General features: G+C 56.0%; 14 protein-coding genes. 6 read left to right on the top strand and 8 right to left on the bottom strand.

Translation table 11 applies throughout. The annotated features are described in order from the left end of the window. Positions 1-76 precede the first annotated feature (76 nt). Both ACN0SD_RS19440 and ACN0SD_RS19435 read right to left on the bottom strand, forming a co-directional pair. The gene (locus ACN0SD_RS19440; RefSeq protein WP_417809852.1) at positions 77-514 is read right to left on the bottom strand and encodes a PACE efflux transporter; all 438 of its coding nucleotides are present in this window, start codon (positions 512-514) and stop codon (positions 77-79) included. A gap of 264 nt (positions 515-778) precedes the next feature. Further along, positions 779-1,108, bottom strand: coding sequence for an arsenate reductase family protein (locus ACN0SD_RS19435; RefSeq protein ID WP_417809851.1), 330 nt, complete (start codon positions 1,106-1,108; stop codon positions 779-781). Positions 1,109-1,282: 174 nt separating this feature from the next. Here ACN0SD_RS19435 and ACN0SD_RS19430 point away from each other — a divergent pair, with 174 nt between their 5' ends. Then, positions 1,283-1,459, top strand: coding sequence for a hypothetical protein (locus ACN0SD_RS19430; protein ID WP_417809850.1), 177 nt, complete (start codon positions 1,283-1,285; stop codon positions 1,457-1,459). Between the two features lie 197 nt (positions 1,460-1,656). On the opposite strand, the gene ACN0SD_RS19425 is transcribed toward ACN0SD_RS19430, so the two are convergent. After that, positions 1,657-2,574: an alpha/beta fold hydrolase gene (locus ACN0SD_RS19425; protein WP_417809849.1), complete on the bottom strand. Its 918-nt coding sequence runs from the start codon at positions 2,572-2,574 to the stop codon at positions 1,657-1,659. A 61-nt stretch (positions 2,575-2,635) separates the two neighbouring features. On the opposite strand from ACN0SD_RS19425, the gene ACN0SD_RS19420 reads away from it, so the two are divergent. Both ACN0SD_RS19420 and ACN0SD_RS19415 read left to right on the top strand, forming a co-directional pair. Continuing rightward, positions 2,636-3,262, top strand: coding sequence for a TetR/AcrR family transcriptional regulator (locus ACN0SD_RS19420; protein WP_417809848.1), 627 nt, complete (start codon positions 2,636-2,638; stop codon positions 3,260-3,262). A gap of 224 nt (positions 3,263-3,486) precedes the next feature. Next, positions 3,487-4,032, top strand: a complete 546-nt coding sequence (locus tag ACN0SD_RS19415; protein WP_417809847.1) for an IS110 family transposase — start codon at positions 3,487-3,489, stop codon at positions 4,030-4,032. Positions 4,033-4,473: 441 nt separating this feature from the next. On the opposite strand, the gene ACN0SD_RS19410 is transcribed toward ACN0SD_RS19415, so the two are convergent. Both ACN0SD_RS19410 and ACN0SD_RS19405 read right to left on the bottom strand, forming a co-directional pair. Then, positions 4,474-5,790 (bottom strand): glutamine synthetase family protein, encoded by a 1,317-nt coding sequence (locus ACN0SD_RS19410; protein WP_417809846.1) that lies wholly within the window; start codon positions 5,788-5,790, stop codon positions 4,474-4,476. Positions 5,791-5,810: 20 nt separating this feature from the next. Continuing rightward, positions 5,811-7,895, bottom strand: a complete 2,085-nt coding sequence (locus tag ACN0SD_RS19405) for an FAD-dependent oxidoreductase (RefSeq protein ID WP_417809845.1) — start codon at positions 7,893-7,895, stop codon at positions 5,811-5,813. 131 nt (positions 7,896-8,026) lie between these two features. Here ACN0SD_RS19405 and ACN0SD_RS19400 point away from each other — a divergent pair, with 131 nt between their 5' ends. Further along, positions 8,027-8,629, top strand: a complete 603-nt coding sequence (locus ACN0SD_RS19400; RefSeq protein WP_417809844.1) for a TetR/AcrR family transcriptional regulator — start codon at positions 8,027-8,029, stop codon at positions 8,627-8,629. A 282-nt stretch (positions 8,630-8,911) separates the two neighbouring features. Here the strand turns inward: ACN0SD_RS19400 and ACN0SD_RS19395 are convergent, their stop codons facing one another. Next, positions 8,912-9,370 carry an Lrp/AsnC family transcriptional regulator gene (locus ACN0SD_RS19395; protein ID WP_417809843.1) on the bottom strand — a complete coding sequence of 153 codons (459 nt, stop codon included), beginning with the start codon at positions 9,368-9,370 and terminating at the stop codon, positions 8,912-8,914. A gap of 114 nt (positions 9,371-9,484) precedes the next feature. Between ACN0SD_RS19395 and ACN0SD_RS19390 the strand changes: the two genes are divergently transcribed. Both ACN0SD_RS19390 and ACN0SD_RS19385 read left to right on the top strand, forming a co-directional pair. Beyond that, positions 9,485-10,687, top strand: coding sequence for a methionine gamma-lyase (locus tag ACN0SD_RS19390; RefSeq protein WP_417809842.1), 1,203 nt, complete (start codon positions 9,485-9,487; stop codon positions 10,685-10,687). A gap of 11 nt (positions 10,688-10,698) precedes the next feature. Continuing rightward, the gene (locus tag ACN0SD_RS19385) at positions 10,699-13,095 is read left to right on the top strand and encodes a 1-deoxy-D-xylulose-5-phosphate synthase N-terminal domain-containing protein (RefSeq protein WP_417809841.1); all 2,397 of its coding nucleotides are present in this window, start codon (positions 10,699-10,701) and stop codon (positions 13,093-13,095) included. A gap of 273 nt (positions 13,096-13,368) precedes the next feature. Here the strand turns inward: ACN0SD_RS19385 and rlmF are convergent, their stop codons facing one another. Then, positions 13,369-14,274, bottom strand: coding sequence for a 23S rRNA (adenine(1618)-N(6))-methyltransferase RlmF (rlmF, locus tag ACN0SD_RS19380; RefSeq protein WP_417809840.1), 906 nt, complete (start codon positions 14,272-14,274; stop codon positions 13,369-13,371). Between the two features lie 251 nt (positions 14,275-14,525). Further along, positions 14,526-15,833: a Glu/Leu/Phe/Val family dehydrogenase gene (locus tag ACN0SD_RS19375; RefSeq protein WP_417809839.1), complete on the bottom strand. Its 1,308-nt coding sequence runs from the start codon at positions 15,831-15,833 to the stop codon at positions 14,526-14,528. Between the last annotated feature and the right edge of the window lie 486 nt (positions 15,834-16,319).

The following is a 16,319-nucleotide window of genomic DNA, read 5'->3' as shown; positions in this document are numbered from 1 at the left end:
AGTCTCATATTGGCAAAATCGGAATTCAGATCTCGGGCTGAAGGTCATGTCGCCAATGTCGGGGAAGGGCGCGCAGTCACTCGCAGACCACAGCGCCCTTCCACTCAGGCAAGGGGAAAAGCGCGTCATAGGCCCAGTTAAACCCAAGCGCGTAGATGATATAAAACAGCGCGAATGACGCATCCATCACGAAAGCCTGCCAGAGAGACACGTCCAGATACCAAGCCAAATAGGGCATCAGAACGGCCAATAGGCCAAGTTCAAAAAGCACTGCGTGCAGCACCCGGACCCGCGCTGTTTTCAGCGTGGTTGCGGTGAGGCGTTTCAACGCCACGTCAAAGGTGAAATTATAGATGATATTCCAGAGTGTCGCGATGGTCGCACTGACAATACCGACGATCCCGATGTCATAGATTGGAATGTCAAAAGCCAGCGCCCCAAGCGGAACGATCAGGAATAGCGCAATAATTTCAAAGCTAAGCGCATGGCGCAGACGATCAAGCGGGGGCCGCATAGCAACCTCTATACCAGTGCCGGGCCGTCCCGGAGTTATTGCCCGACGGGGGAGGTCGTCCTCGAAAAGCAACGTAGCGATGTTGGTTTCTATCTTCAAGCCGCGCCGATGTGCCATCGGCAAGACCGGGCTCAAAGCAGACGGGCGTTGGCGCAGTGCGATCCTCCTGTTGGCCAAACGGCTCGCTCTTCATTGGGCCTTACCTGCCATTCGCGTGCTTTGCAGCATGTCTAAGTATTCAACCACGCATCACCGTTCGCGATATCACTCAGAAAGCAAAGCTCTTTGAACCGTCTCATCCCAACCTAAGTAGAGTCTATGCTGATCACGGATGACCGGACGCGCCATCACCTTGGGTTGGGCAGAGATCTGCGCCTCTGCCTCCGCATTTTTCATCCAAAGATTAAGCCCCCGGTAATCACTCGAGTTGCGATCCACCAAACGATCCCCGAACTCTGCAATCAACTCCGCCAATTCAACGTCGCTCAGCGGATCGGCCCGTACATCGCGGAAGCTGACGTCTTTGCCTGCTGCCTCCAACGCCTTTCTGGCCTTCTGACAAACGGCGCAGGTGTTCAGCCCATAGATCATCATGTCGCAATCCCCTCTGGCAATGATCCCGCAATTTCATGTATCCATCCCTTTAGCGCAACCAATTCGATGCTGCTGATGCAAATCGACGGGTTCTGCCTATTCATGATCGACCCGAGCGATCTGCGCCAAATGATGCGTGACACGCGTGCGACCGATCGGGTATGACATGTGCTCATGAAACATGTCCCCAAAGAAACCACGGATGATGCGCTTATTCAGGAATTCCTGAACAAAGGCGGCACGGTCAACGTCGGGAAAACCAAACCCCTTCCAAGCGAATTGGGTTTGAGTAACAATTCATGGAACAACAAACTAACCAAAGAAGAAAAAGCGGCACGCGGGAAGAAGTGATCGTGTCGGCGGATATTGATTGTCCGCGCGTGATACGAGCCGAATCAGGCCCAGAGCCGCCACTCATGTCAACGATCAGCGCTGCGGTGCGGCTTCACCAGACCAGGTATTCGTGCATCGCGCAGCATTTTTGAGGAGTGAGAGGCGGCAAAGCGGGACGGAGCTGTCTTTTCCTGCGGGAAACATGAGTGGCCGCTTTAGGTTAATGACTGGGTCGACCGCGAACCGAGAAAGTCGATGATCAAGGGCGCGATCTTTTCTGCATTGTGTATCCACGGCGTGTGACCTCCGTCGACGATATGCAGTTTTGCGTCGGGCATGGCATCGGCAGCTTCACGGCCAACCTCTATACCCCCGAACGGATCGCTGCGCGCGAATATCAGCAGCGAAGGCGTCGTAATCTGTTTCAGGCGTTCGCGGCTCAGCGCCATCTCCGGCCGGGCACCGCGCAGCCTGATAAGCGCGTTGAGCATTGCCAGAAACGTCGGCTCGAAAAAAGGTAAACGCTCGGTCGCCAACAGCAGATCGGCAATCTCTTGCGGCAGCGGGTATTCGTTGACCATCCGGGACAATTTCTCGACCTGTCGCGGCGACGGAGGCTGGATTCGCATCATCAACCAACCGAGACCCCGTTTCGAGAGGAGCCGCATTGGCAGAGGCGCGGAGGTCCCCAGGATCAACGCGGGACAGCCGACATGCACAAGCGCCGCGACACGTTGGGGCTGGTCTAGAGCGAACCAAGACGCCCAATTCGAGCCGAGGGAATTGGCTATGATTGCCGGTTGGTTGAGTTCAAGCCTTTCCAGTATCTGGCCGAGAAAGGCAATCGCCGTCGTCCGCATGTCTTGCGTAAGCGCGGGTGTCGAGCTGGTGAGCCCGTAGCCCGGCAGATCGACCGCGTAAAGTGTTAGACCGTCCAACTGCCCCATCAGAGGTGCCCACATCGCTGCGGGCGTTCCGATGCCATTCAAAAGGATCGCAGGCGGCCCATCGCCAGAAACCAGAACCTGCGCGCTCCCGTTTACGATCGGGACATCGATGAATCGCCGCTCGAACTCCACGCCGTTGCGGGAAAGAGCTGCGGTCTGAGACGCGAGAAAGTCTTGTTCTTTCATCGGATTACTCTTACCGTCGTGGTTTACAGTATGTAAAGCAATCTAGAGGCAAGTTTACAGTATGTCAAGTGAAACGTCCGACTATGGGAGGTCCCAGACCCGCGAGCATATCCTGAAGGTGAGTTGGAATCTGGCCGCCAACCACGGATCGAATCTAAAACTGACTGAAGTGGCGGCCAAAGCGGGCGTTTCGCGTCAGGCGATATACCTGCATTTCGGGGACCGGGCCGGTCTGCTGCTCGCGCTTGTCCGGCATATGGACGAGACGCTCGACCTTCGCCGCAGGCTGGCACATGTTCAAGCCGCTCCGGATGGCGGTGAACTTCTTGAGCGTGCCATGCGCCTCAACACCCATTTCTGGTCGGCGGTTTTTCCGGTCGCTCGAATTCTGGAGGCCGCGCAGAATGACGATCCCGCGCTTGGTTCGGCGTGGCGGGATCGCATGGCCTATCGACAAAAGAGTTTTGCGGCAATGATCAGGCAGATCGCCGACATGGGTGAGCTGTCACCAGACTGGGACATAGAGGAAGCCGCTGCACTTCTCTTCGCCACCACCCATTTTGATACATGGAGAGAACTTACCCAGCATTTTGGCTGGACCGAGGATCGCTACGTTTCGGCCATGACCAGGTTGCTCTGCCGCACATTTCTTGAACGGACCCAAGAGGGTTCCTCAAAAAAACCATAAGCCACATCATCCTCACGCACGAAGCCAGAGCTAACATTCGAGCGGAGCGCAGCATTGGTCAAAGTGGGCTCGAAGCTGCCATGGGGCGGTGCGGCATAGCCATGCTCGCGATCTCAGTCGCGATCGACAAGAACGTCCCAAAGTATGCGTAATTGGGCTGCCCCTATTCAGAGGTCGAGCTCCCGTTAAGATCACAGGAAGGCTGTGAACATGGGAGATAGAAAATGGAATATTTTGCCGGTTTGGATGTGTCTCTGCGCTCTTGCGCTGTGTGTATCGTCGATGCCAAAGGCAAGGTGATGCGCGAAAGGGAGCTCCCCTGTGAGGTCGGCACTATTGCCGATTGCCTGAACAGCTTCGGTTATCCGATCGAGCGCGTCGGATTTGAGGCTGGCACACTGAGCCAGCATCTCTTTTACGGTCTGACCAGCGAAGGTTTTGATGTCGTCTGCATGGAAGCTCGTCAAGTAAACGCTGCCCTTTCAGCGATGCGCAATAAGACTGACAAAAACGACGCGCGTGGGATCGCGCATGTTCTGCGCACCGGCTGGTTCAGTCCGGTCCACATGAAGAGCCGGGAAGCGCATGGTGTGCGGGCCTTGCTCAGCACCCGTAAAGCGTTGCTCAGCAAGACAATCGATCTTGCCAATGAGGTGCGCGGGCTGTTGAAGATCTTCGGCCTTCGTCTGCCCAAGACAGTGCAGCATGGCAGCTTCGACGAACTGGTCCGTCCGATGATTGAAATGGATGAGGTCTTGGGCACAGCATGAACTGATCCGCCACCCACCAAAGCTAACAGGATCGTCCCTCACCGGACGAGGTCTGTGGAAGAAGCCGAAAATGGCTGCTGCGCAACCAGAAGCCGTCTCTAAGCAAGGCTTTCCACTGCCGATCCGACATATGCTTGCAGCGGTGCCCGATGGCATCAACCAGACTGCGAAGAGAAGCGTGACCCGGATGAGGGACAATGATCCACGAGAAAGAAGGAAAACGAGCTTGACCCAAACGCCCAATTAGAGAAGCGGACCTTAGTTGGTTCAAGTAGCGCCGCAGTGCAGCTTCACCAAACCGGCTATTCTTGCATCGTGAAGCTATTCCGGCTGCCGAAGGCCCGCAAAGCGGGACGTAGCGAACGTTTGGACCGTCGTAGCGGATGTCCTCTATGAGAAATTCGTAAGTAATTGACATCGCAATGCAGTCGCTGGGCCCTATCACCTGTCCCGATAGGTCTCGACCTCCAGGACTGTAACCTGTGCCTCAAACAGCGCGAGTTCTTGGCGTTTGCAGTTGATAAAAGCCTCATGAAAAAGCGCTGGCATTAGTTTAAAAGTCCATTTGCTGTTGGTAAACAAGCGGAGCGCGTCGCGCAGGTTACTGACGACAGTAGGATAGCCCTGATCGTAACACGCGCCCTCAACGGGCGGAACTGGGTCGCATTTGATTTCTATACCTTGAATGGCAGCCTCCAAAACCGCCAACGTCACCAGATAGGGGTTGGCATCGGCCCCCGCCATGCGGTGTTCGATCCGGCGTGCTTTGGGATCACCCCCCGGAATGCGTATCGGGACCGAACGGTTGTCATATCCCCAAACCAAATTGACCGGTGCATAGGAGTTGGGTTGCGCGCGACGATAGCTGTTTAGATGAGGGGCCATGATCAACTGCATCTCATCTGCGTGCTGCAACAGGCCAGCGGCGGCATGAGCCAGGGCGGCGGTGCCTTCCGGACCTCCATTGTCAAAGATGTTCTTGCCAGCCTCATCCAGAATACTGAAATGGATGTGCATGCCGCAGCCATCCAAATTGGGGAACGGTTTGGCCATGAAGGTGGCACCCAGCCCATGGCGTTGGGCGGTGTCGCGTATAAGGCGGCGCAGGAATACGGTGTCATCGACGGCGCGCAATACGTCTTCAGAATGATTAAGGTTGATCTCGAACATACCTGTGCCGTTTTCCGAGTTGATTGCGGTGACGCTAATATCGGCCGCGGCGCAATTCTTACGGACGGCGGAAAGGAAATCGGCAAAATGCTCCAGATCATTAATTTGGGCGGCCTCACGACCGCTCAACCGCTGACCGGTCAGCGGCGAAAGCGGGTGTTCCAATCCATCGCAATCAGGATCATAGAGGTAGAATTCCAACTCAAGCGCAACTACGGGGCGAAGGCCCAGAGCCTTGATACGTCCAAGCGATGCAGCTAGGGCTTGTCGGCACCCGGTTCGGATCGGGGTGCCATCTTCCATCCAGAAATCACAGGGCAGAATGGCGCAACCGGACGCCAGAACAGATGGAATGGGCATGCGCCCGGTGGGTTTGAGTGCGACGTCGCAATCACCAGTTTCGGCAACCTCCGAACACCCCTCAATTTCGTCGCCCCAGATGTCAACAGTTGGTGTCGACAACGCCATGCAAACCTGTCCGTCGATCACTTTGTCAAGCTGTGTGGCCAACACGGATTTGCCGCGCATAATTCCGTTTACATCAGGTGCGGCAAGGATCAGGGTTTTTATCTGCGGATGATCGTCCATCCAATTCTTCAAGTCATCGCTCATAAGATTGCTGGCCTTTCCCAGTTGAACATTGCTTGATCCGCTTTAAAATCCGGAAACAATCGCGCGGCCTTGTGTCCGGAATAGACAGCTGCTGCGATGGAACCGGGTGCAAAGCAATCGCCAATTTGATGGAGTGTGTTGATCCCGGCGTCGGCCAGTTTTTCGGAATCAACTGAAAGCGTCTGATAAAGCTCATCTTTAGGCAAACGATCCGTCACCAGAACGACGGTGTCGCACGGCACGGTTCTGGCAATATTAGTATATGTACAATGAAGCGTTGCGTTGCCCTGCTGAACCGCGCTGAGCGCGACGTTCAAGTGAATTTCAACACCAGCATCATGCAAACTGCGATGAACGAGCCCCTGTTCTAGCGTCAGATTTGTGAATTGCGCGACCAACGCGCTGTCGGTGGCATAGGCGACGCTATGGCCTTCGCTTCGCAATTTCTCGGCGACAGCTGTTGCCATCACATGATAATCCAGATCGTAGACCAGCACATTGCCAGTTGCCTTTACACCGTCCAATACGTCGTCTGGCGTCAAGACCGTTACATTATCCAGCCCCTTAACTGCTTTGCGTTGATCCCGCCCGATGCCGTCACGACGCCAACGCGCACCGGTTGCCAACAGGACATGGTCATAACCAAACCCAAGTATGTCATCGGCCGTTAGGTCACTGTTGCGGTAAATCTCTACATCCGCACGCTGCAACAGGTATTGCGTGCGATAATCGCGCACGCGGGCATAGCTGGCCAAACGCGGCAGTTGGCTTTCGCGGCTGACGCGACCACCCAACTCATCCCGCGCTTCGGCCAACGTGATCGGATGCCCCCGGTTGGACAGTTGCAATGCCGCTTCCAGCCCGGCGGGACCAGCACCGACAATCAGCACAGGAGGGGTATCAACCGAAGCCGCAATCCGCTCGGGATGCCATCCGCGCCGCCATTCTTCACCCATGGTCGGATTTTGCGTGCAACGGATCGGCACCTGCATGTTGTCTCCGGTCACGCAGATATTGCAGCCGATACATTCCCGGATCTCATCAATCCGGTTTTCGCGAATTTTGGCGGGGAGAAAAGGATCAGCGATCGAGGGCCGCGCCGCGCCGATCAGGTCCAGATGCCCATTGTTGATCTGTGCGATCATCGTATCTGCCGACGTGAACCGCCCCACACCAACCACTGGTTTGGAGGTCAGCGACTTTACCTGCTTGGTATAACTGGTTTGAAACCCTTCAATCGGGGCAAACCGCGCGGTCTGGCTATCATTCGACCAGCCTGACAAGTTCACATCCCAAAGGTCGGGAAGCTCTGCAAACATTTCGACAACGGCGCGGCCTTCTTCGTTCCAATTGATGCCGTCTGGTCCCATCAATTCGTCCACGCCAAAACGAAAGGCCACGCCACAGCTTTGGCCAACCTCCTCTTTGACGTCCTCCAGTAGTTCGCCGATTAGGCGCGCACGATTTTCCACGCTGCCGCCGTATTCATCCGTTCGATCATTGTATCGGGCAGACAGGAAATGCATGGGTGTCGTCAGATTGTGCCCCGAATAGACATAGACGATGTCATACCCCGCGATCTGCGCCCGCCGCGCCGCATCTCTGTACCAACCACGCAGTGCCACAATATCCTGTTTCGACATAGCACGGGCGTGAACAGGCTCACCAAAACCAGTAACAACGCCTTGATGCGATGGCCCCATCGGCACTAGACGGCTCAGCCCACAGGCCGCGTGAAATCCGTTATGCGCCAATTGGATAGCAGCCAGTGATCCATGTGCATGGATCGCCTCGACGGTCTTGGCGTGATAGGCGATGTCATCATCGCTCCAAAGCCGGCCTTCGACGGAAGGGGAAATGTCGCCCGTTGGGTGAATTTCAACTTCCTCGGTGGAAACCACGCCCCAACCACCCTCAGCCTTGATGCCTCGCATTGCCGCCAGCGCATTGGGCCTCAAATGTGCCATGCCGTTGCAATGGGGCACCTGAAAAAAACGGTTCGGCGTCGTAACCGGCCCGATCTTCACCGGCTCAAATAATTTGGCATAGCGGGCATCGGTTACTGTCGAATCTAGGGTCATGTTCAATCACCTACTCTTTGACGCGGAAATGTGTAACATAGTTCAAACAATGAACGACTGTATAGTATTTTCGTTAAGGATCGCAGATGGCAATAATCCCCGCATCACCTGTCGGTACAGGCGCACGTCAAGTGCAGCGCGCACGCAGCACCTCGTTGTTGTTGGATGCGGCGGCGCGGGCCATTCAGGGCCACGGTATCAAAGGGACAACCGTTGACGCGATTCAACGCTATTCCGGCCTATCCCGAGGAATGATCAAACAACGTTTTGGCAGCAAAGACGCGCTGATCTGGGCCGTCGCCGAGAAAATGATGCAAGAATACACCGACAGCTGGATGCGCGCGTTTCAGGGACAGCATGCCTCCGCCGGAGAAAAGCTTGCCGCGCTATTCAAAGCCGATCTGTCCGAGAACGTGTTGAACGAACGCAATGTCGCAATCTGGTTTGCGTTCCGTTCCGAAGTCGCGTCCACGCATAAGTACCGTCAATTGATTGAGGCAGGGGATGCACAATTTCAATCCGCAATCAAAGAACTTTGCGATGAACTTGCTGTTGACGAACATACCGCCACCCTTGCAGCTATGTCTTTGTCAGCGATCCTTGAAGGATTGTGGACGAAATATCTGCTCGAAGGGCCACAATTTAATCGCGACAAAGCCTACCAAGCCTGTTGCGAAACCGCGCGAGGGTTCTTCCCTGGCTGTATTCTGATGTGCAAATCAGACGTTTATTAGGAGCGCAGCACTACGCGCTTTGGACCCTTAGCCACCACTCATGTCAACGGCCAGTGCTGCGGTGCGGCTTCACCAGACCGGCCATTCGTGCATCGCGCAGCATTTTTGAGGAGTGAGAGGCGGCAAAGCGGGACGAAGCCGACTTACGCTGCTTCGGTCAGGATGGCTGGTTCTTACACTAAACCACCTTTGAAACATGGTGTGTCAGGTGTTCAATATCGCTCTTTGAAAACTCTCCTTGCCCATGTGTAAGGGCCTAAAATGGCCGGGCAGAAGCCTGCACTAATGTGCCAAAGGGAAAACGGCTGTCCTCTTGACGGTTCCGTAGACAAAGCTCGTGTCGATGGAGGCGATGCCGCCGATGGGGTGTATCTGGTTGCGGATAAAGTTCTCGTAGGCTTCGAGATCAGGGACCAGCACCCTTAGCTGATAGTCCATCGCCCCGGTCATCACGTGACATTCGAGCACTTCATCAATTAACCGGACTCGTTTCTCAAATTTTTGCACTTCCTCTTCATTGTGCCGCTCTAGCTTGACCCGCACGAAAACAGTGATAGCTAGGCCGTAGGCGGCCGCGTCAACTTCGGCGCTATATCCCTGAATGACCCCCTTGGCCTCCAGGTTTCTTACCCGGCGCAAGCACGGAGATGGCGACAGGTTCACGGCCTCGGCAAGATCCTGGTTGGTCATCCGCCCATCACGCTGGAGGGCGCGGATGATTTGTCTGTCTTTGGCGTCCATTGTGCGTCCTGATTGGCAGATAATGCCAAATTATATGTTCATAGCGGCATAATTGGCAATCAAATGCCGCCATAAGTGGCGCAGAATGGCCCGAGATCGATTCAGGAGCCTTTTATGACCCGTCCAGCCAGCTTTGCCACCCGTGCTATTCACCACGCCTATGATCCGATGCAAAACGAAGGAGCGCTAACGCCGCCTCTGCACCTGACCTCGACCTTTGCCTTTGAGACGGCCGAGGCTGGTGGCGAGATGTTTGCAGGCGAGCGGCAGGGATATATCTATAGCCGTATTTCGAACCCGACCTGCGATTTATTAGAACGTCGCATTGCCACGTTAGAGGGCGCCGAGGCGGGCTTGGCGCTTGCCAGCGGTATGGGCGCGATTACCGCCGTGCTGTGGACACTGCTGTCGCCCGGTGACGAAGTGATCGTAGACAAGACGCTCTATGGCTGCACCTTTGCCTTCATGCAGCATGGGCTGGCAAAATGGGGAGTCACGATCACCCATATCGACATGACCGACCCGGAAAATCTACGCGCGGCAATCTCCGAGAAAACCCGTGTTGTCTATTTTGAAACCCCGGCCAACCCGAATATGCGGCTGGTGGATATCGCGGCCACGGCCGGGATTGCCCACGCAGCGGGCGCGCAGGTGGTTGTAGATAACACCTATGCCACGCCATACCTGACCCGCCCGATCGAGATGGGGGCCGATATCGTTGTGCATTCCGCCACCAAATACCTTGGCGGTCATGGCGACGTGGTGGCCGGGCTGGTTGCTGGCAGTGCAGAACAGGTGGCCGAGATCCGGTTGGTAGGCATGAAGGACATGACCGGCGCGGTGATGGCGCCTTTCAACGCGATGCTGATCTTGCGGGGGCTCAAGACGCTGGCGTTGCGAATGGACCGCCATTGCGCCTCGGCCCGTGTCGTTGCCAAATTCCTAGAAGCGCACCGTGCAGTGCAGACCGTATATTTCCCGGGGTTGGAAAGCTTTCCCCAGCAGAAGCTAGCAGAGCAGCAGATGGATCAACCCGGCGCAATGATCGCGTTCGAAATCGATGGCGGCATGTCCGGCGGTATCGCCCTTATGAACGGGTTGAAGATGATCCAGCGAGCGGTGTCGTTGGGCGATGCCGAGACACTGATCCAGCATCCAGCGTCGATGACCCACTCTACCTACACGCCCGAGGAGCGCGCCGAACATGATATCAGCGATGGTTTGATCCGCCTGTCCGTGGGATTGGAAGAGGTCGAGGACATCCTTGCCGATCTGGAACAAGCCCTTCCGATGGCAGAACGCCACGCAGCCGAATAAGGACGAGAGCCATGCGCCCCGATCTGATCCATCTGAAAACCATTGAACAGCGTCTGCTGTGGTTGTCGCATTGGATGATCCATCACGCCAATCACGTGCGGCCCAAGGTGGACGGGATCAAGGTCGGCGGGCATCAGGCCTCGTCGGCTTCGATGGTATCGATCATGGCCGCGCTTTACTTCTCGACGCTGAAGCCAGAGGATCGAGTGGCTGTGAAACCCCATGCGTCGCCGATCTTCCACGCGATGCAGTATCTCATGGGCAACCAGACGCGCGAGAAGATGGAAAACTTCCGCGGGTTCGGCGGTGTGCAATCCTACCCCAGCCGGACCAAGGATATCGACGATGTGGATTTCTCGACCGGTTCGGTGGGATTGGGTGTGGCGATCACGTCCTTTGCTTCGATCATTCAGGATTACATCAAAGCCAAAAGCTGGGGAGGCGATGCCCCGATGGGCCGCATGGTCGCATTGGTGGGCGATGCCGAATTGGATGAGGGCAATATATACGAGGCTTTGCAAGAGGGTTGGAAGAACGATCTGCGCAACACATGGTGGGTGATCGACTATAACCGCCAATCACTCGACGGGATCGTGCGTGAAGGGCTTTTCGAGCGGCTCGAGAAGATTTTTGATGCCTTCGGTTGGGACGTGGTGCGGATCAAGCATGGTGCCTTGCAGCGTGCGGCATTCGAAGAACCGGGCGGAGACAAGCTGCGTGACTGGATCGACGCTTGCCCGAACCAAGAATACTCGGCGTTGACTTACATGGGCGGGGCTGTTTGGCGCAAACGGCTTTTGGATGATCTTGGTGATCAGGGCGACGTCAGCGCATTGATTGAACGGCGCAGCGATCTTGAGTTGGCGGCCCTCATGGAAAACCTCGGTGGCAACTGCGTCGTGACCATGGCCGAGACGTTTAGTGCCATCAAGCACGACCGCCCGACCTGTTTCCTCGCCTATACGATCAAGGGCTGGGGCACGCCGATCGCAGGTCACAAGGACAACCACGGCGGGCTGATGAACAACACCCAATTTGCCGAATGGCAGGCTCATATGGGCGTTGCAAAGGGAGAGGAATGGGAGCTTATGGCGACCGTTGAGGACCCCGTTGGCTTTCGCGATTTCCTGTCGCAAGTGCCGTTCTTCGCCAAAGGGACGCGGCGCTACAGCGATGCCAAGCTGGCCGTGCCTGCTATTGACATCGATACCTCGCGAGAGATCTCGACCCAAATGGCATTCGGTAAGATTCTTGATGACTTGTCCAAGGGTGACAGTGATCTGGCCGCGCGGATCGTCACCACATCACCGGATGTTACTGGCACCACCAGTCTCGGCCCTTGGGTGAACCGCCGCAAGCTCTTTGCCCGCGCGGCGCAAGCGGATGCATTTATCGAGAATCGCATCCCTTCCACCGCGAAATGGGAATTCATGCCCGAAGGTCAGCACATAGAACTGGGCATTGCGGAGATGAACCTCATGTTGCTGCTGGGAGCTGCTGGCCTGAGCCACAGTGTTTTTGGCAAACGGCTGATCCCCATCGGAACGGTTTATGATCCCTTCGTGGCGCGCGGGCTCGATGCGCTGAACTATGCCTGTTATCAGGATGCACGTTTCATGCTGGTGGGCACACCCTCCGGCGTGACGTTGGCCCCCGAGGGCGGCGCACACCAATCTGTGGGCTCGCCTCTCATCGGGATGTCTCAGGATGGGCTGGCATCGTTTGAACCCGCCTTTGCCGACGAGTTGGCGGTGATCATGCAATGGGCTTTCGACTATCTACAGCGCGATGGCGAGGGTGACCCGGATGAGCGGACATGGTTGCGCGATGAAACCGGTGGATCGGTCTATCTGCGTCTGACCACCAACCCGATTGAACAACCTGGAAAACGGGGGGATGAGGATTTTCGCCAAGGTGCCATCGACGGGGCCTATTGGCTCCGCAAGCCGGGCCCGAATTGCGAAGTGGTCATTGCTTATCAGGGGGCCGTCGCGCCGGAAGCAATCAAAGCAGCGGGTATAATCGGTGAGGCGAGGCGCGATGTCGGCGTTCTCGCCGTAACGTCGGCAGACCGTCTGAACGCGGGTTGGACTGCGGCGCAACGGGCTCGCTCGCGGGGAAACAAGGCAGCGCAGGCCCATATTGAAACCCTGATGGCCGACTTGCCACCGCATTGCAAAGTCATCACCGTTATTGATGGTCACCCAGCAACGTTGTCATGGCTGGGCAGTGTTAAGGGGCATCAGACGGTTCCGTTGGGGGTTGAGCATTTTGGCCAAACTGGCACCATCGCTGATCTCTATCGCCACCATGGCATCGATGTCGCTGCCATCGTGGAAAAGGTGAATGGTTTGACGGTCGGGAAAGAACTGAACCAAAGCATTCCTGATACGCAAACCTACAACTGAGGTTTTGTGACCAATAGCGGGGATTCAATACCGTGGCTGTGAATAGCGGCTCATCGCACTGTGTATACATTCCCGCAATGTGCCACATCGGTCACTTTGGGGTCGCAGCCGCCGTTAGATCGGTCGCAGCATGTTCACATCAGGGCGCACCATCACCGGCAAGAACGGCCCATTCCGAACACTGGCCGTGTTGCGCTGCGCCGCAGCTTGCAACAGCCAGCGAGCATCGGGTGAAGGCGCTAGTCCTATGTCCTGTTGACGAACCCGATCCCCCTAAAGGGATCGCTGCGATTCAGGATAATAGGTCCAGGCAATAAACCGGCTTGTCTTCTGCCCTTGTGACATTTCGACGGCCTTGAACTCGGCAACCCTCGCTTTCTTCAGCAGTCTGGAGAGTGGCTGCAGGTTGTCTTTCTTAGACACCAGGGAGGTAAACCATAGGCATTGATCGGCAAAATCCATGCTCTGCTCAATCATTCTGGCGATGAAGCCGATCTCGCCACCCGGGCACCAAAGTTCGGCGTTCTGGCCACCGAAATTGAGTTTTTTCGAGTGTCCTTTGCCAAGGTTCCGCCACTTGCGCCGGGTGCCTTTGTCCGCCTGTTCAAGGGACGCATGAAACGGCGGATTGCACAGGGTGACATGGAAGATATCATCAGGACCGATCACGCCTTCGAAGATATTCTTCGGATTGTTCTGGCGTCTGAGCCTGATGTTCAGATCGTTTCGCGTGCAGATCTGCCGCGCCGACTTGATTGAGACCGGATCGATGTCGACAGCTGTGAAATCCCAGCCATATTCATGCTGACCGGTCAGCGGATACACAAGGCTGGCACCGGTTCCGATGTCCAGAGCCTTGATATCGGGGCCGTGCGGGATCTCTTGGCCATTACACTCGGCAAGTAGATCCGCCAAGTAGTGGATGTAATCGACGCGCCCGGGGATCGGAGGGCACAGGTAAGTGGTCGGAATATCCCAGAAATTAATATCGTAATGCGTCAGCAAGAGCGCCCGGTTGAGCATGCGGACCGCGTCCACGTCCGAAAAATTGATCGTCATCCGACCGCGCGGGTTTCTTGTCGTGAAGGCCTCCAGTTCGGGTGTTCTCACCATCAGGCGTTCAAAGTCATACCCCTCCCGGTGTTGGTTGCGGGGGTGCAACATGGGTTTGATGGCCATGGAAAAACCTTCGTGCATATTGGTGGAGACAGCTCGTCCAACAGGGTGTCGATCTTAGATCTTCATGGCCGATTGGGGAATGCCTGAACGGCCCAGAGCCGCCTTTCGTCGACTCAGCTCGCGCTGCAGTGCAGATTTACCAAACCAGCTGTGCGATGCGTTGCGCAGAACGACTGAAGGCAGCAAGACGCCTCAACCAGCAATCCTATACCTTCTTTCATTCCCATAGGGATCGACGTCAGGTTGTGCGGCTACGACCCCTCAAAATAGGCGGGTGTGCCACGGGCTTCCACGGATTCCGCGATCCGACGAAGACCATGGGTATAGGCTGCATCGCGCATCGACAGGTCCATTTCATTGTGCAAAGCCCAGATCGCTTGCGTCTCGGTTTCCATCGTTTTTTTCAGGTGATCCCGGACACGCGAACTGTCCCAATAGAAACCGGACCTGTTCTGAACCCATTCCAAGTGCGAAACCGTGACCCCACCAGAATTCGCGAGGATATCGGGCACGATGATTTGCCCTGTAGCGCTCAGCTTTCGATCAGCCTCGGGCGACACGGGTCCATTTGCCATTTCAAGAATGATGCGAGCGTTGATCTTGTCGCAATTGTCCAGCGTGATCTGTCGCTCCAATGCTGCGGGCACCAACACGTCGCACTCAAGCTCCAACAGCTCGGCGTTGGTAATCTCCTTCGTCTTACCTTGGCCCTTTGCGCCTTGCAGGCTGCCTGTCTCATGCTTGTGCTGCATGACCGCCAGCGGGTCCAAACCGCGTTTGTCATAGATGCCGCCGCGAGAATCCGAGATCGCGATGATCTTGTAGCCGTCTGCGTGAAGCAGCTTAGCACAGTGATAGCCGACATTCCCAAACCCTTGGATCGCCACAGTGGCGCTTTCCGGATTGAGAGCAAGCGAGGTTTCCAGATGACGCAGGGTATAATATCCACCGCGCGCCGTCGCATCGACGCGTCCGTTCGTTCCGCCAAAGGCTAGCGGCTTGCCGGTAATTGCGCTCGGTGATGCCTGCCCTGAAATCGAACTGTATTCGTCCGCCATCCAAGCTATGACGATGCCATTGGTATACATGTCCGGCGCCAGAATATCGCGATCGGGGCCAATGAAAGGGGCAAATGCCTCGATATAGGCCCGGCTCAATCGCTCTAACTCGTTGGCCGAAAGCGCCTTGGTATCAACGCAAACCCCGCCTTTCCCGCCGCCAAACGGTAGGTTGGCGACGGCACATTTGAACGTCATCCAAAAAGAGAGTGTCTCGATTTCGTCGAGCGAGACGTTTGGATGAATTCGGACGCCGCCCTTGGTCGGTCCACGCCGATCATTGTAGCGGCACCGCCAAGACTTGAAGGCCCTACGGCTCCCGTCGTCCATCCGGATCAAAAGTGTGGCGGCCAACGTTTCGCGCGGCCATTTCAGCTCTTCGAAAACATCGGGGTGGATGCTGAGCCGCTCACAGGCGCTGCGCAGAGTCTCAAGGGATTTCGCCAGCATCCCGTTGGCGGCAAGCACGTTTTCCTTAAGGGCATTATTCTGGGTCGGCATTGCCTCGGACCTCCATGGTGTGGCCTGTAAGCACGATGTGCGCACAGTATGGTTCGATTATCTATGTTCGACATGTTTTTCCTGAACCAGGTGCGGATGGTTGGCACAAAGATGCACCACATTTCCGCGATCAAAGACATCAACAGCGAAAGACCAGTTTTCGCTTTTCATCTTCGGATCCGGGGCGAACGCTGGGCTGCGAATGACGCGCAGCGCATTAACCCCAGTATTATGTACGGGCGTAGGAAAATCATAAGACAAGGAGGGGAGGAGTGCGAAGCTTCTCTAGGATGCGCGCGGCAATTGCCAACAAAAAAATTGGGGTGCCCGCATGTTGCAGACGCCCACTATCATAAACGGCAGATTAGTTCAGCTTTCGTGTCTACGCGTGGGGAGATTTTTCGTCGTGGGGACGACGGTCACTGTCACAATGTCAGTCGGCTTTAGATTTGCCCGATGCAGTTCCTTGGGGGAATAAACCGTGCT

This window comes from Thioclava sp. (genome assembly GCF_048263065.1).
GTDB lineage: Bacteria > Pseudomonadota > Alphaproteobacteria > Rhodobacterales > Rhodobacteraceae > Thioclava.
This window is presented reverse-complemented; position numbering and strand designations above follow the sequence as displayed.

Excerpts from the sequence above, each read along its gene's own strand:
- ACN0SD_RS19375 (WP_417809839.1), bottom strand. The coding sequence starts at position 15,833 with ATGCCGACCCAGAATAATGCCCTTAAGGAAAACGTGCTTGCCGCCAAC.
- ACN0SD_RS19410 (WP_417809846.1), bottom strand. The coding sequence starts at position 5,790 with ATGGACGATCATCCGCAGATAAAAACCCTGATCCTTGCCGCACCTGAT.
- ACN0SD_RS19420 (WP_417809848.1), top strand. The coding sequence starts at position 2,636 with ATGTCAAGTGAAACGTCCGACTATGGGAGGTCCCAGACCCGCGAGCAT.
- ACN0SD_RS19415 (WP_417809847.1), top strand. The coding sequence starts at position 3,487 with ATGGAATATTTTGCCGGTTTGGATGTGTCTCTGCGCTCTTGCGCTGTG.
- ACN0SD_RS19440 (WP_417809852.1), bottom strand. The coding sequence starts at position 514 with ATGCGGCCCCCGCTTGATCGTCTGCGCCATGCGCTTAGCTTTGAAATT.
- ACN0SD_RS19435 (WP_417809851.1), bottom strand. The coding sequence starts at position 1,108 with ATGATGATCTATGGGCTGAACACCTGCGCCGTTTGTCAGAAGGCCAGA.
- rlmF (WP_417809840.1), bottom strand. The coding sequence starts at position 14,274 with ATGGCCATCAAACCCATGTTGCACCCCCGCAACCAACACCGGGAGGGG.
- ACN0SD_RS19390 (WP_417809842.1), top strand. The coding sequence starts at position 9,485 with ATGACCCGTCCAGCCAGCTTTGCCACCCGTGCTATTCACCACGCCTAT.
- ACN0SD_RS19405 (WP_417809845.1), bottom strand. The coding sequence starts at position 7,895 with ATGACCCTAGATTCGACAGTAACCGATGCCCGCTATGCCAAATTATTT.
- ACN0SD_RS19385 (WP_417809841.1), top strand. The coding sequence starts at position 10,699 with ATGCGCCCCGATCTGATCCATCTGAAAACCATTGAACAGCGTCTGCTG.
- ACN0SD_RS19425 (WP_417809849.1), bottom strand. The coding sequence starts at position 2,574 with ATGAAAGAACAAGACTTTCTCGCGTCTCAGACCGCAGCTCTTTCCCGC.
- ACN0SD_RS19430 (WP_417809850.1), top strand. The coding sequence starts at position 1,283 with ATGAAACATGTCCCCAAAGAAACCACGGATGATGCGCTTATTCAGGAA.
- ACN0SD_RS19395 (WP_417809843.1), bottom strand. The coding sequence starts at position 9,370 with ATGGACGCCAAAGACAGACAAATCATCCGCGCCCTCCAGCGTGATGGG.